Genomic DNA, 14,197 nt, shown 5'->3' on the forward strand with positions numbered 1-14,197 from the left:
GTTTATACTGCATAGGGGGATAACGATGACAAGCGCCATTTTGCTCGCCACTGTGGGCATTGTTGCAACTTCTGGCGCGACGACTGTGGTCGCTCAATTTGTCGATTCTGCGCCAGGCGCCACCCAAGACCAGGAAATCATCGTCGTCGGCGATGCGTTCACTGAAACCGAGGGGCTGCTCGCCAAGCAATCCTCGACCGGGAGTCGCTTTCCGGTCGATGTCGAAAAGCTGCCCAACACTATCCGGATCCTGCCGCAGGAGTTGATCGACGCAACGGCCGCGACCCTGCCGCAGGATGTCACCAAATATGTCTCAGGCGTGCAGACGCTCCCGGGGTTCGGTACCAGCGTCGGCTATGTCATTCGCGGCTTCTTCGCCAATTACGAGACCCTGCAGAACGGCGTGCGCGTGAGCGACAATCCCGGTGATTTGAGTAACATTGAACGCATCGAGATCCTCAAGGGCCCGATCGGTAGCCTCTATGGCGGCACCGGCGCGTTCGCGGGTAATGTCAACATCATTACCAAGCGTCCTCGCGACCGGTTCGCGGCAGAGGTCAGAGCCTATGGTGGCTCTGACAGCTTCTACCGGATAGAAGGCGATGTCGCTGGCCCGCTGGCGCCAGGCGGCACGCTCAAATACCGGCTGACCGGCGCGGCGGAAAGCAGCGGTAGCTTTCAAGAAAATGTCGATTCCCGGAAGTTCGTCGTGTCCCCATCGGTCGCGTTTGAGCCGAACGACCGCGTGTCGATCCGGCTTGACGGCAGCTATATCAATCGCCGCTACACGTTCTTCGAGGGGCTGCCACTGCTCGACGGCTCCCTGCCTGCTGGGCTGACGACCTTCGATCTGGACCTTAGCCAGACCTTTCACGCGCCGGATCGAAGCCAGACGCGAGAAACCAACTACACGCTGGCCGGCGAAGGCAATTTCCGGCTGACCGACGCTCTAACGCTTCGTGTGGCGGGCAATTATTCGAACTACGATATCCGGATCGGCTCGTCGCGGCTCGGGCTGGCGGTTCAGCCTGACGGGCGGACCTTCGACAGGTTCACCTTTCAGGGGCCGCAACAGATTGAGCGGCATACGATCCAGAGCGACCTTATCTACACGGTCAAGGGCCTTGGCGTGGAGACCGTCTTTCTAGCCGGTTATGAGCGGTTCCAGAACCGATACGACTACGCCATATCGGGTCGGGCGCTGCCACCGCTGGACGTCCTAGATCCCGTGAACCCACCCGCCGGAATTGTGCCGCTGGAGCCGCAATTTTCGGGATTTTTCACCTATCAGGGTGATGCCGTCTATGGCCAAGTGTTCAGCCAGATCACACCGCGTCTCGCGGTGCTGGCGGGGCTGCGCTATGACTGGCAGACAAACGAAAGCATCTTCAACGGTTCCGGCGACCGGATCAGCGACAGCCAGCCGTCGCCCCGCTTGGGCGTGACCTGGTCGATCGCTGACGATAGCATCCTGTTCGCCAACTGGGCCAAGAGCTTCTCGCCCAGCTTCGCGCTCGACAGTGATGGCGAAGTGTTTCCGCCCGACCAGGTTCGCCAATATGAAGCCGGCGTTCGCCAGAAACTGTTCGGTGGCCGGGCTTTGGCGACACTCGCCTATTTCGATATACGGCGATCGAATGTCGTCATCCCTGATGTCGGTAACTTCGCCCAGTCGATCGCGGTGGGCGAGCAGACCAGCCGCGGAGCAGAGTTCGACCTGACCGGGCGGGTGCTGCCCCACCTCGATATGATTCTGACCTACGCCTGGAACCGGACACGGGTCGCGGAGAAGACCGACGCCAACTTCGGCCAACAATTGCCTGCCGCGCCGGAACACAGTGCATCCGCCTTCGTCCGCTACAGCGTCGACGATGGCGTATTGAAAGGGCTGAGCGCGAACGCCGGCCTGACCTATGCTAGCCGCATACAGGCTAGCCTGCCTTCCACCATCTTCATTCCACCCAATGCGAGGCTTGACCTTGGCGTCGCCTATGAACTTGCCGACTGCTGGCGGCTGGGGCTGAACGTCAACAACGTGACCAATAGCAACAGCTATGTCACCAACTTGTTCGCACTCTATCCGCTGGCGCCCCGCCAGTTCCTGTTCACGCTCAGCCGTCGGTTCGGAGCCTCGTCATGACACAGTCAGCCCTGACCCTCGACGCCGTCACCAAGAATTATGGGAACCGGACGGTGGTAGATGGCCTGTCCTTCAGCGTACCGGCCGGGTCGATCGTCGCGCTGCTCGGTCCGAACGGCGCGGGGAAGAGCACGACGATGAAGCTGTGCGCGGGGTTCATCACCCCTGACAGCGGGACGATCCGGGTTGGCGGGACGGACCTTGTATCCGCGCCCGATCAGGCTCGGTGTGTGACGACCTATCTGCCTGAAAACGTCGCCCTTTATGAGGAGTTGAGTGGGAGGGAAAATCTCGCGCATCTGCTGGAAATCGGCTCCGGAATGCGACTTTCCGCCGATAATCTCGATGCCGCTCTGGCCGCTGCGGGCCTTCCCTCCGAAGCGTTCGGCCGGCGCGCGGTGACCTATTCGAAGGGGATGCGGCAAAAGGTCGGCCTGGCGCTTGCGCTCAGCCGCCAGTCGTCGCTGCTGCTGCTCGACGAGCCAACCAGCGGCCTTGATCCGCACGCGGCGGCCGAATTCAACGAGGCGCTCAGGCGGACGGCGGCGGCGGGCGTAGGCGTGCTGATGGCCACACACGATATCTGGCGCGCCCGCGAAGTAGCCAGCGAAGTGCTGGTGATGAGCCGGGGAAAGATCGCGCTGACGCTCGATCCCGCCAACCTGTCGGCGGAGGAGATCGAGCGGCGCTTTTTTCTGGAAGCCGCCGGCTGAACCCTTAGCGCAGCAGTGAACGCGGCCGCAGCGCTGCGGCTGCAAACAGCGCCGCAAAGCCGATTAGGGCGATGATCCCGGTGAACAGCGCGATCTGTTCCGTCGGTTCATCGAAATGGAAAGAGCGAACAGCCTCGAATGCCGCGCGGTCTAACCGCTTGCATTCCAAGATGGCGGATGTGACCTGATTGCGCCGGGCCGCGTGATAGTCGATCACCGCCAGTTCGAACGTCCGCTGCCGGGCGGGGTCGCTGCCCGCGACCTGTTCCATCGCCCGGCGAAAGGCGAGCCCCGGAGCGAGCCAGCCCCAGCGGTCGAGCCGCTGGTCGAACAACGCTTCGCGCGCTGCGCCTTGCCGCATCGCGGCAGCATAGCGTTCGTCGGCCAGTCGGCGGCGGACATATTCATCGATCACGCCATCGCGCTTGGCGCATATGGGCGCTGTCGCAAAGTCGACACCCCAATATTCGCGCGCAACCCGGGCTATCGTCGCCGCGATCGCATCGGGGCCGCCTTCTACCCGCAGAACGCGGCGCACATCGGCATCGGCGAGTGCCCGGGGTTCCAGCAGGCCATCGGGACGCAGTGCCCGTTCGGTCAGGCCGGGCAACACCAGCAGCAGCGCGACCCAGAGTGCGACCGCCACTGCAGCCGAGCCCACAACGCTCAGTCCCGTCGACGCGACCAGCAGCAACAATGCTGTCCAGAACAGGAGATAGGCAATCGTGCCCAAGATCCACCAGAAGCCGGCGGCGCTGCCAAATGCGCCAGCCAGCGCAATGCCGATCAGCGACCCGATCACGGCGATACCGATCACGAGGCCGCCGCGTGTGACCGCGCGTGCCAGCAGCAACTCGCGCTGGCTCGCACCGAGCCCTGCGAGTAAAGGGCTTATCCCGCCCTCGCGCTCGCGCGCTGTCGCATCGAACAGCAGCACGGCGAGCGCCAGCGGACAAAGGAACATGATGAAGGCCAACAGATCGAACCGGCCGGCGGCAAGTGCGCCCGGATTGACGCGCTCGGCCGGCTCCCCGATCCTCAACAAGGCGTAGAGCGGCACTGTCTTCAGCTTGTGGTGGGTCGCGCGCAGTTCGGAGCTTCCCGTGGCCAGCCCCAGAAGCGGCCCGGCTTCCAACTCGGCCAGCAACGTATGATAATAGCCCGCGACATAGGGATCGCGGGGATCGGGAACATATTTGCCGACGCCGTCATAAGTGCTGTCGTCCGTGGGTATGACGGTGCCCCGTTCGATGCCGGTATAGACGTCGCGCAATAGGGTTGCGTCCTTTGCTACCTGTTCACGCGCGGCATCGGCTGCACTGACATAGCGGTCACGCCATTCCAGACCGCTTGCCAGTGCCAGGCCAGCGGTCACCGCCAACAGCAGCGTCAATATGCATGCCGCCGTCGATCGACACATCAACCGCGCGTCGAGCCTAACCAGCGCTCCGATCATGACTGCGCGCTCCGGTCGAAACGACGCGCCGCGAACAGCAGCGCCAGTCCGGCCACTGCAGCCCATAGGCTCAGTGTTGCAGCAGCTGGCATCAGTCCGGGCAGATCGTTACGCAGACGTGGCGTGGTGGGGTTGAAAGCAGTGAAGCTTGCAAAATAGCGGTCTGCGGGCGTCCACTCCCAATCGCCTGTCCTTGAATTCTCCGCCATGTGGCGATTGAGCCGACCGATCAGATCGCGCCGGAATGCCTCCGCGGTCACATCGAACCGGCGCTGCGTGCTGGCATCGGCGCCCGCGATCCGCTCCGACAGATCGAGCATGGCGGGTGTAGGGCCGAACGCCCATGCCAAGCTGCGGATCGCGTCCTGCCGCTGGCGCACCGCGTCCGCCTCGGCCAGCCGGCGGTCGTAGACCGATCCGCGATAATCCTCGTCTGCCTGCATCAGCAGCGCGTCCAGATTGACCGGCAAGTCCTCCTTCCGGGTCACGCCATATTGGACGAGGACGCGTTTCTCGAACAGAGCATTGGCATCATTTTCGCCATGGCCGTCGGGGCCTAGCGCGAAGTCTGCCTGGATCTGCGCGGTCAGCGCCCGCTCGGTGAGCGGCGCGACGCGTTCGGCAACGGTGTCGGCGATGCGGGGGAGGATCATCACGCTCATCGCCCAGACAAAGGTGATCGCCGCCAGCCCGAAGCGGGCGGCACCCAACCATAATCCTGCGGCAACGCCGGCGCTGGCCAAGATCATCAGGTGGATGAGTGACGCGCTGGCAAGCGCTGCGAACCGCGCGCCTGGATCACCGCCACCGATGGTCAGCGCGGCAAAGACGATTGACGGTGCCGCTGCCAGCACCACAAGACCCAGCGTCGCCAGTGCCTTGGCCCCAACAAATGCGGTGCCACGTACACCGGCCCCGCGCAGCAGCGGCGTCATGCCGTGGCGAGCCTCGCGGGAGCCGATCAGGAACCCGAGCACCAGCACCAGGAACCCGCCCGCGATCTGGAGCAGCGGCGAAAAGCGCGTGCCGCCATAGCGACTGTCGGCGTTGCGTACCGATGCCGGTGAAAGCATAGGCGCGTTGCGCTTGTGGGCTTCGAGGAAGGTCACAGAGCCCTGATAGGGTAGCGCCCCTGCGTCAATCGCCTGGAGCGGCGCGCGGGGACGATAGACGAGAATGCCGTAATGCGCGGCCATGTGCGGATTGACGGGTGGCTGGGCGTTCCATTCGGCTTGCACCTGCTGCGCTGCGGACTTGAGCGCGGAAGTCTCCGACTGGTCCGCGCGAAGTCCGGCTAGAAAGGCTGTCACCAGAAGGACGGCGAGGGTCAGGGTCGTGACGATCGCGCCACGGTCACGAGAGATCAGCCGTGTTTCCAGTCGCAAAGAAGCCCACATAAGTCCGCCGAGAAATGATACATCGTTACATAATTAACCCGATATCGGCGCTATGCAATTTGAATCGCTCCGCCCAAACGCCGGCAACGGTCGCCATAGCGCGGATTTGTCGATGATGATCAAAGTGCGTAGCGTCGCCGCTTGGGAGCCAAAGGATGCTCCGCAGTCCGCCGTCGCATCTGCAGCCAGATATTTGCCGCCTCTTCGATCGTCGAAGTGAGTGCGGCTCTAGGGCATCTAGCGGCATAAAATGGCGGCATCTGGCGCGCCCGACAGGATTCGAACCTGTGACCCCAAGCTTAGAAGGCTCGTGCTCTATCCAACTGAGCTACGGGCGCGCGCAGCGATGCCGATAGCGTGGATTGCGCGCAGATGGAACGTGGTTAGTGTGGGGTCATGAACGAAAGCCTCGCCGCCGCGCCCGCCGTCCAGCCCGCCGTCCAGGATGCCGAAGCCTATAAGGGGCGGCACTTCCGCTATTTCGATTTCGTGATGGCGGCGTTCGTCACCATCCTTCTGCTGTCCAACGTACTCGGCGCGGGCAAGGTGGCGACGGTCGATCTGCCGGGGCTCGGTGCCTGGCCGTTCGGCGCAGGCATTCTCTTCTTTCCGATCGGCTATGTCCTGGGTGACGTGCTGACCGAGGTCTATGGCTATGCCCGCGCACGTCGCTGCATCTGGGCGGGCACGGTGGCGCTGCTGTTCATGGCCTTCATGAGCTGGGTTGTGGTGGCACTTCCGCCGGCCGCCGACTGGACCGGGCAGGCGGCTTATGAGCAGGTCTTCGGGCAGGTGCCCCGGATCGTCTTCGCGTCGATAACCGCCTTCTGGGCGGGGGAGTTCGTCAACAGCTATGTCCTCGCCAAGATGAAGCTCGCGACCGGGGGCAAGCATCTGTGGATGCGGACGATCGGCTCGACCATCGCGGGGCAGGGCGTCGACAGCCTGATCTTCTATCCGCTCGCCTTCTGGGGTGCGATGGGCTGGACCCCGTCGCTGGTGCTGAAGGTGCTGGTGACGCAATGGGTGCTGAAGGTCAGCTGGGAGGTGCTGCTGACCCCGCTGACCTATGTCGTCGTCAACTTCCTCAAGACGCGCGAGGGCGTCGACCTGTTCGACGCGCATACCGATTTCACGCCGTTCCGGACGCAGGTCTGATCAGGCGGTTCGCGGCCCCAGCAGGATGACCGCCGCCCCGGCGATACAGAGCAGAGCGCCGAGCATATCCCACCGGTCGGGCCGGGCCCCCTCGACCGCCCACATCCAGCCGAGCGAGGCGCAGATATAGACGCCACCATAAGCGGCGAAGGCCCGCCCGGCGGTTTCGCTTTCGATGCGGGTGAGGAACAGCGCGAACAGGACGAGGAGTGCCGTGCCGCCCAGCGCCCAATGGACGGGCTTGCCGAGGCGGAGCCACGCCCAGAAGCCGAAGCAGCCGGCGATTTCGCAGATCGCAGCCGCCAGATAGGCGGGCAGCGTAGCGGCCGTCATGCGACCGGTGGCGCTTGTTCGTCGAAGCGGGGGAGGCTGTCGGAGATGCAGGCCCAGTCGGGGGCCTGCGAGGTCCACAGCGTCATCTCGGGACCGATCAGATCGGGGTCGTCGAGCGCGCCGATCCGCAGGAAGATAAGGTGCGGGCGTTCGAGAGCCTCGCTGGTAAGCGGTGTCCCGCATTCCGGGCAGAAACCCCGCCGCATATGATTGCCGCTGTCCGCGACTGTCTCATGATAGCGGATTTCGCCGGTCCAGCTGACCTTGTCGCGGGGGAAGACGACATTGGCGGTGGCGGTGCCGGCGCCGAGATACTGGCACAGGCGGCACCAGCAGGTGCGCGCGCCGAGCGGATCGGCTGCGATCGTGAACCGGACCGCTCCGCAGAGGCAGCCCGCTCCATGCGTCACGCAACCGTCTCCAGCAGCCCCTCGAACAGGCGGCGGCCATCGTCATTGCCGTGCGCGGCTTCGATCACGCGTTCCGGATGCGGCATCATGCCCAGCACGTTGCCGCCATCGTTGAGTATCCCCGCGATGTTGCGCGCCGAGCCGTTGACCGGCTCGGCATAGCGGAAGGCGACGCGGCCTTCGCCCTCGAGGCGATCGAGCGTCTCGGCGTCGGCGTTGAAATTGCCATCATGATGCGCGACCGGGAAGCGGACCGTTTCACCCTGCGCATAGCGCGCGGTGAAGGCGGACTGGCTGTTCTCGACGGTCAGCGCCACGTCGCGACAGACGAAGTCGAGTCCCTGGTTGCGCATCAGCGCACCCGGCAGCAGGCCGGCTTCGGTCAGGATCTGGAAGCCGTTGCAGATGCCGATCACCGGCACCCCGCGTCCGGCCGCCTCGACGATCGCGCGCATGATCGGCGAACGGGCCGCCATCGCGCCCGATCGCAGATAGTCGCCATAGGAAAAGCCGCCGGGGACCGCGATCAGGCCGATGCCGTCGGGCAACTCGGTCTCGCGATGCCAGAGCATTTCCGGCGCGCGGCCGGTCACGTCGCGAATGGCGACGGCGAGGTCACGATCGCAATTGGACCCGGGGAAGACGATGACCGCGCTTTTCATGATGTCGGCTCCCGCGCTCAGGCCCGCTCGATGCGGAAATTCTCGATCACCGTATTGGCGAGCAGCTTGCGGCACATCGCCTCGAGATCGGCATCGCTGACGCCCTCGTCATGGTCGAGTTCGATCAGCTTGCCCGCGCGCACGTCGTTGACGCCGGAAAAGCCGAGCGAGCCGAGCGCATTGTGGATCGCCTTGCCCTGGGGATCGAGAACGCCACCCTTAAGGGTGACATAGACGCGGGTCTTCATCGCGGCCTCTTGGTTGGAGATTTTCCGGCCCTATGGCCCCGATGAGGGCGAGGGGCAAGGGGCCCCGGACGTTATTCGAGCATTTCGCGCAGTGCAGGGCTCAGCAACTCCGTGTCTGCGACGATCCGCGCGGCCAGCGCCTCGCGCTCGGCCAGGCGCAGGCCGGCGTCGGGACCCAGCACGGTCAGCGCGGTGGCCCAGGCATCGGCATAGGCGGCTTTGTCGTGCAGGACCGAAACCGAGCGCACGCCGTTGACGATCGGCGATCCGGTCGCGGGATCGAGCATGTGGTTGCCCCGGCGATAATTGCCCGACGTTGCTACCGCCATGCCGTGCAGCGCGATCCGCAGCGGCGGCACCGGCAGGCCGGGGGGCGCTTCGAGATCGACCCACCAGGGCTGTCCGTCCGGGCGGACTCCGCAGCCGACCAGTTCGCCGCCGATCTCGACCAGCATATGCGTCACACCCTCCTGCGCCAGCCGGTCGGCGACGGCATCGACCGCATGGCCCTTGGCGACGCCAGAAAAGTCGAGCGCCAGTCCGCCCGGTTGCACGATCCGTCCGCCGGCATAGGGCAGGCGTTTCCAACCAGCGCAGCGGAGGGCGTCGGTAACGCTCGTCGGCTCGTCTGCGGGTTCCGCGGGTCCGAAGCCGGCGAGGTCGACCAGCCGGCCCATGGTGGGATCGAACGCCCCATCGCTGCGCCGGGCGACGTCGAGGGCCACGTCCAGCACGGTGCGAAAGTCGGCAGGCAGCCGAAGCTCGGTGCCCTGGGGGGCACGATTGAACGCGCTGATCAGGGAGTCGTCACGCCATTGACTCATCTCGACGATGATCCGGTCGAGCGTCTCCTTGACCGCTGCGCCGACCTCTGTCGGCGCGAGTCCGACCGGCGCGGCGTATCGGACCGACCACATCGTTCCCATCGTCTCACCCGACAACAGGACGACGGGCTGCCCCGGATCGACGTTTCGCAGGGCGTCGCTGTCGATCCGGGCGGGCAGGGCGATGCGCAGGCTCAGGGCAGCAGCACCTCGACGGTGGTGGTGTAGGACAAGCGGCGGCTCGTCGCGCGGGGGGCGGTGGGCTTGTCGTCGGTCGCCGTTGCGTTGATCCAGTACATGCCCGGCTCGGGCCAGTCGACCTTCGCGACCCCGTCTGCGCCGGTGACGATCTCGCGCGCGCCATCGTCGTTGCGATAACGCTTGCCGCCCGGAACCACGCTGAGCTTGAGGCCGGCGGCCGGCTTTCCGTCGATCAGGAAGCGGAAGCTCGCCGGCTCGCCGACGACCAGTTCGTCGGGATGGGTGATCGGCTGAAACTCGATGCCAGCCCCGCTGGGCTTGAAGATGGCGTCGCTCGGCTGATTGGCGGTAACGTAGATCTCGTTGCGGGCGATCATCTGCGTCAGCTTGACGTCCGTCGCATTGGCCGGGATGTCATCGACCGACTGGACCGGAGGCCGTTGCGGTGCTGCGCCCGGTGCTGCGGGCATTCCTGGGCCACCGGCACCGGGACCCCGAGGCCGTCCTCCGACGCGGACTTCCTCGCCATCGATCTTGAAGCTGCCGGTCACGCTGTTGGTATAGGTGCCGATCTTCCACGTGCCCGGCTTATCGAGCTTGACGTCGAACACCGAGCGATAGCGGCCCGTCGCCGCGTTCTCGATCTTTGCCTCGGAGCCATCGGGCGCCCAGGCCTTGACGCCCTCAAGGCGCATGGGCTGATGATCGGCGAAGAACAGGTCGTTCGATGCAGCAGCATCTACCGTTACCCAATTGTTCGTCCCCGAAAAGACGGTCGCGTTCGGGACCATCCATTGCCGGTGCGCCGAAGCGAGTGACGGCAGCGCGACCAGAAGGGCTGCGGTCAGGAAGCGGGTCGTGTTACGCATGGTCGGTCCTTTCAGCGGGCGGCGAGGGTGACGGCGCCGAGCTCGGTCTTGCCGGATGCGCGGGCGGGCTTGGCGGGCAGGGTGATCGGCAGCGTCACCAGTTCGCGCCCGCCCGTTTCGCGGGCTGCCTCGACGTTGAGCGTGTAGCTGCCGGGGCGGACGTCATCGGGTATCGCGACCGTGTAATTGCCGGGTGCGCGGGTGGCGCCGCTGACGCCGTCGGCGGGCATGGTCATGCTTTTGCCGCCCTTGCGCCACCAGGCGCGCAGGTCCGACAGCCATTTGGTGCCGGGCTCGCCGCTGTTCTTCTTGACCTGATACCAGAGCGACAAAGTGCGGATGGGGCCGCCACCGACCGGTTCGAGCCAGATGGCGACATAGGGCCTGTGATATTCGGCGACCTTGAGCTGCGGCACCGAGACGGTGACCGTTCCGGCGGCAAAGGCCGGGGCTGCGATGGTGGAGCCGAGCAGAAGCAGGGGCGTGGCGCGCATGGCGTATCCTCAATGAACGAAGAACAGGATGATCAGGAGCGGCGCGATCAGGCCCAGGCCGACGAGGGGCCAGGTCGAACGGCGCGGCTTGGCGTGCATGTAGAGGAGCATCAGGCCGGTCAGCGTGAACAGGACGCAGGCGATGGCGAAGATGTCGATGAACCAGCTCCACACGCCGCCGGCGTTGCGGCCCTTGTGCAGGTCGTTCGCCCAGCTGATCCAGCCGCGGTCGGTCAGCTCTCCGCTGATCGCGCCGGTCGTCGTGTCGATGCTGACCCAGGCGTCGCCGCCCGGACGGGGAAGAGCGACATAGACCTCGCCGTCCGACCATTCGGCGGGTTTCCCGCTCGGGTCGAGATTCAGCCGATCGTCGATGAAGGATGCGACGCGGGCGGGGAGGGGAGCGTCGGCGCGCGCCGGTCGGGCGAGGCTCGACAGCAGGGGCGCGGGCAACTGGCCCGAGAGCGTGCTGGTGGTCGGCGAAGCGCTGATCGTGGCGGCGTGGTTCAAGGTGAAACCGGTCGCTGCGAACAACAGCATGCCGATCAGCGACACCGCCGCACTCATCCAGTGCCAGTTGTGGAACTGCTTCAGCCACCAGCCACGCGAGCGATACCAAGGCTTGGATGCCGGGCGTGGCTTCGGTTCAGGACGCGCTTTGGGAGCGTTCATGGGAATGTCGACTGGACTGTTCACCGAATCCGGCTAGCCCGATCGATTCGGCAGTGCAATAGCTAATGCGAACCAGTCGCATTAATTTCAATTCTGAAATATGGCGCCGCGACCAGTTCGGCGGCGGCGCCATGAGATTCAGAAGCTCTTGCGCAACTCGACGCCAATGATGCGCGGTTCGTTGATCATGCCGGTCAGATTGTTGAAGTCGATCGCGCTGACGCTGCGGATCTGGTTGGTGATGTTTCGCGCGAAGGCCGCGACTTCCCACTGCGCATCCGCCTTGTACCCCACGCGCAGGCCGCCCTCGAGCAGCGACCGCCCTCGGAATTCGAGCGCTTCGTAGAGGAAGTAGTTAACCCGGCTGCGATAGGCCCAGTCGGTATAGGCATAGATTTCGCCACCGCTGACCGGGATCGAATAGCGTGCGGTCACGTTGGCGACGTAGCGCGGCGCTTGTGGCAGATCATTGCCGTCGATGATGGCAAGCCCCCCGGCGTTGAGCGGATCGGTGACGGTGCACAGCGATCCGCAGGGCGCGACGGCGATGGACTTGTCGCGAATCTCGGTGAAGTTCCAGCTGCCGCCGGCAGTCAGCACAAACTGGCTGCTCGGCCGCAATTCCAGCGTCGTCTCCAGGCCGTAGCCGACCGCCTTGTCGGCGTTCAGCAACCGCGCCGAATTGACCGCACCACCGACCGCCGTCAGCTGCAGGTCCTTGGTACGGTACCAATAGCCGTCGATGTCGAAGGTGAAGAGCCCGCCGGCCAGCGCGCCCTTGAAACCGGCTTCGCCCGAGATCGTCGTCTGCTTGCGCGCGATCGAGGGCGTGCTGAAGAAGGTTACGCGATCCTGGATAGCCGGGCCGAGATAGCCCGTGGCGAAACGGGCATAGGCGTTGATGTCGGGGGTGATCGCATAGGTCGCGCTGGCGTCCCAACTGACATTGCTCGCCTTTACCCGGTTGGTCAGCGGCAGGGAAACCGCGATCAACTGCGACGCGACGCTGGACGCCGCGAGCGCTGGATCGAGCGCGATCGTGTCGCGCTTCTTGTCGTGCGAGTAGCGGATGCCGGCGCGCAGGGTGAGGGCGTCGCTCGCCTTATATTCGCCCGAGGCGAACAGGCCGATATTCCGGTTCTTGTTGTCGTGCAGGATATTGCTGACGCGCGTGCCGGTGCCGTCATAGGCATATTCGCTATAGTCGAGATTCTGGTCGAAATAATAAGCGCCGACCTGATAGCGGAAACCGCCCAGATCCTCGCTGGCGAAGCGCAGTTCCTGGCTGAATTCCTTGGGCTTGGTGCGCCCCCCGGTGTTCACCGGGAACAGCGCCACGCCCAGGCCGAGCGCCGGGAAGCCATAGGTCGCGGCGCCATCGATATCGCCGGTGCTCTCGACATTGGCCTTCTCATAGGCGGTGGTCGAGAACAGCGTGCCGACGCCGTCGATCGCCCATTCCAACCGGGCATTGGCGCCGAATTGCTTGAGATCCTGGCTGGTCAGGCCGTCCAGCGAAACCCGGTCCTTCTTGAAGCCTGCCGAGAAGCGATTGCTGCCCTGCTGGAAAAGGCCGGCGCGGAAGACGCGCGGCGTGCCGTCCAGATCGCGCCCATGGACGTTGAAGAGGGCGCTGAACCCGCCCGATTCATAGCCCAGCTGGAAACGGCCGGCGAGGTCGCGATAGCCTTCGAGCTTACGGTCGGCGAGGGTCGGGGAGGCGGTGTTGGTGACCCAGTCGTCGCGGCGCTGCAGCAGCCCCGAAGCGCGGAAGTTGAGGCCTTCGCCGATGGGGCCGGTGATCGCGGCCTCGGCATTGACGGTGTTGTACGTGCCCCAGCTGATGCTGCCGTAACCGCCGAACGTGTCGCTCGGCTTGGCCGAATTGAGCTTGACCACGCCGGCCGGGGTGTTGCGGCCGAACAATGTGCCCTGCGGGCCGCGCAACACTTCGACGCTGGCCAGGTCGAACACCGGGAAGCTCTTGAGCATCGGGTTTTCGAGCGCGACGTCGTCATAGACCACCGAGACCGGCTGGGCGGCGTTGGGGTCGAAATCGGTGTTGCCGAGACCGCGGATGTAGAAGCGCGGGAAGGTGCGTCCGAACGAACTTTCGATCTGCAGGCTCGGCGTGCGGGCCGACAGGAAGCGGATGTCGAGGCCGCTGGAGTTGATCACCGCGAGCTTTTCGCCGCCGATCGCGGTCACCGCGACGGGCACGTCCTTGATATTCTCTGCGCGGCGGGTGGCCGTGACGACGATCTCGGCGCTGTCCGCGCCTTCATCGGCGGCCGCTTGTGCAGAGGCCTGCGAGGAGAGCGAGGGGAGAAGCATCGCGCTGGCGAGCAGTGCGAGCCGAATGGACATCGAACGATCGGTAGACATGGTGGCAAACCCCTTTTGCTGGCCCACGCCCTCTCTGCGGACTTTATGTTTGAGGCAGCGCTATCAGCCGGGTGGCCGCCGTCAACGGATGGCGCTGACATCGGCGTCAGCGACGCGATTATTGGGCGGGGCGTTGCCGCGAAAGCACAGGGGGAAGGCGCTACCAGGCTCGTCAGGTGGGCCATGGCAAAGAAAAGCCCCGGTCTCCTGTCGGAGCCGGGGCTGTCCGGTTTGG

14 protein-coding genes and 1 tRNA gene are annotated in these 14,197 nt (G+C 64.9%); 3 read left to right on the top strand and 12 right to left on the bottom strand.

Going from position 1 to position 14,197, the window contains the following annotated elements; all coding sequences use genetic code 11:
- Window positions 1-25: 25 nt before the first annotated feature.
- Both ACNI3R_RS06235 and ACNI3R_RS06240 read left to right on the top strand, forming a co-directional pair.
- A complete protein-coding gene (locus ACNI3R_RS06235; protein ID WP_426180866.1) occupies window positions 26-2,140 on the top strand; it encodes a TonB-dependent siderophore receptor in 2,115 nt (704 codons plus the stop codon).
- Complete coding sequence (locus ACNI3R_RS06240; RefSeq protein WP_426180868.1) at window positions 2,137-2,853, top strand: ABC transporter ATP-binding protein; 717 nt, start codon at window positions 2,137-2,139, stop codon at window positions 2,851-2,853. The genes ACNI3R_RS06235 and ACNI3R_RS06240 overlap by 4 nt, the downstream gene beginning before the upstream one ends.
- 4 nt (window positions 2,854-2,857) lie before the next feature.
- Here the strand turns inward: ACNI3R_RS06240 and ACNI3R_RS06245 are convergent, their stop codons facing one another.
- The 3 genes from ACNI3R_RS06245 to ACNI3R_RS06255 all read right to left on the bottom strand — a co-directional run bounded on the left by ACNI3R_RS06245 (window position 2,858) and on the right by ACNI3R_RS06255 (window position 6,044).
- Complete coding sequence (locus tag ACNI3R_RS06245) at window positions 2,858-4,309, bottom strand: DUF3526 domain-containing protein (protein WP_426180870.1); 1,452 nt, start codon at window positions 4,307-4,309, stop codon at window positions 2,858-2,860.
- Complete coding sequence (locus ACNI3R_RS06250; RefSeq protein ID WP_426180871.1) at window positions 4,306-5,694, bottom strand: DUF3526 domain-containing protein; 1,389 nt, start codon at window positions 5,692-5,694, stop codon at window positions 4,306-4,308. Before ACNI3R_RS06250 ends, ACNI3R_RS06245 begins: the two co-directional genes overlap by 4 nt.
- 273 nt (window positions 5,695-5,967) lie before the next feature.
- Window positions 5,968-6,044: transfer RNA gene (locus ACNI3R_RS06255), tRNA-Arg, on the bottom strand.
- A gap of 58 nt (window positions 6,045-6,102) precedes the next feature.
- On the opposite strand from ACNI3R_RS06255, the gene ACNI3R_RS06260 reads away from it, so the two are divergent.
- Complete coding sequence (locus ACNI3R_RS06260; RefSeq protein WP_426180873.1) at window positions 6,103-6,864, top strand: queuosine precursor transporter; 762 nt, start codon at window positions 6,103-6,105, stop codon at window positions 6,862-6,864.
- On the opposite strand, the gene ACNI3R_RS06265 is transcribed toward ACNI3R_RS06260, so the two are convergent.
- The 9 genes from ACNI3R_RS06265 to ACNI3R_RS06305 all read right to left on the bottom strand — a co-directional run bounded on the left by ACNI3R_RS06265 (window position 6,865) and on the right by ACNI3R_RS06305 (window position 13,944).
- A complete protein-coding gene (locus ACNI3R_RS06265) occupies window positions 6,865-7,197 on the bottom strand; it encodes a YnfA family protein (RefSeq protein ID WP_426180875.1) in 333 nt (110 codons plus the stop codon).
- Window positions 7,194-7,607: a GFA family protein gene (locus tag ACNI3R_RS06270; RefSeq protein ID WP_426180877.1), complete on the bottom strand. Its 414-nt coding sequence runs from the start codon at window positions 7,605-7,607 to the stop codon at window positions 7,194-7,196. Before ACNI3R_RS06270 ends, ACNI3R_RS06265 begins: the two co-directional genes overlap by 4 nt.
- Complete coding sequence (purQ, locus tag ACNI3R_RS06275) at window positions 7,604-8,269, bottom strand: phosphoribosylformylglycinamidine synthase subunit PurQ (protein WP_426180879.1); 666 nt, start codon at window positions 8,267-8,269, stop codon at window positions 7,604-7,606. Before purQ ends, ACNI3R_RS06270 begins: the two co-directional genes overlap by 4 nt.
- Before the next feature lie 17 nt (window positions 8,270-8,286).
- Window positions 8,287-8,517, bottom strand: a complete 231-nt coding sequence (purS, locus tag ACNI3R_RS06280) for a phosphoribosylformylglycinamidine synthase subunit PurS (RefSeq protein WP_296624764.1) — start codon at window positions 8,515-8,517, stop codon at window positions 8,287-8,289.
- Between the two features lie 71 nt (window positions 8,518-8,588).
- Window positions 8,589-9,443 carry an FAD:protein FMN transferase gene (locus ACNI3R_RS06285; RefSeq protein WP_426180881.1) on the bottom strand — a complete coding sequence of 285 codons (855 nt, stop codon included), beginning with the start codon at window positions 9,441-9,443 and terminating at the stop codon, window positions 8,589-8,591.
- Window positions 9,444-9,535: 92 nt separating this feature from the next.
- Window positions 9,536-10,411: a DUF4198 domain-containing protein gene (locus tag ACNI3R_RS06290; protein ID WP_426180883.1), complete on the bottom strand. Its 876-nt coding sequence runs from the start codon at window positions 10,409-10,411 to the stop codon at window positions 9,536-9,538.
- Between the two features lie 11 nt (window positions 10,412-10,422).
- On the bottom strand, window positions 10,423-10,905 hold the full coding sequence (locus ACNI3R_RS06295; protein ID WP_426180885.1) for a DUF2271 domain-containing protein: 483 nt from the start codon (window positions 10,903-10,905) through the stop codon (window positions 10,423-10,425).
- 9 nt (window positions 10,906-10,914) lie between these two features.
- Window positions 10,915-11,577, bottom strand: a complete 663-nt coding sequence (locus tag ACNI3R_RS06300) for a PepSY-associated TM helix domain-containing protein (protein ID WP_426180887.1) — start codon at window positions 11,575-11,577, stop codon at window positions 10,915-10,917.
- A gap of 138 nt (window positions 11,578-11,715) precedes the next feature.
- The gene (locus ACNI3R_RS06305) at window positions 11,716-13,944 is read right to left on the bottom strand and encodes a TonB-dependent receptor (RefSeq protein WP_426180889.1); all 2,229 of its coding nucleotides are present in this window, start codon (window positions 13,942-13,944) and stop codon (window positions 11,716-11,718) included.
- Window positions 13,945-14,197: the final 253 nt, after the last annotated feature.

Origin of the sequence: Rhizorhabdus antheiae, assembly GCF_049889055.1 — a bacterium.
Lineage (GTDB): Bacteria > Pseudomonadota > Alphaproteobacteria > Sphingomonadales > Sphingomonadaceae > Rhizorhabdus.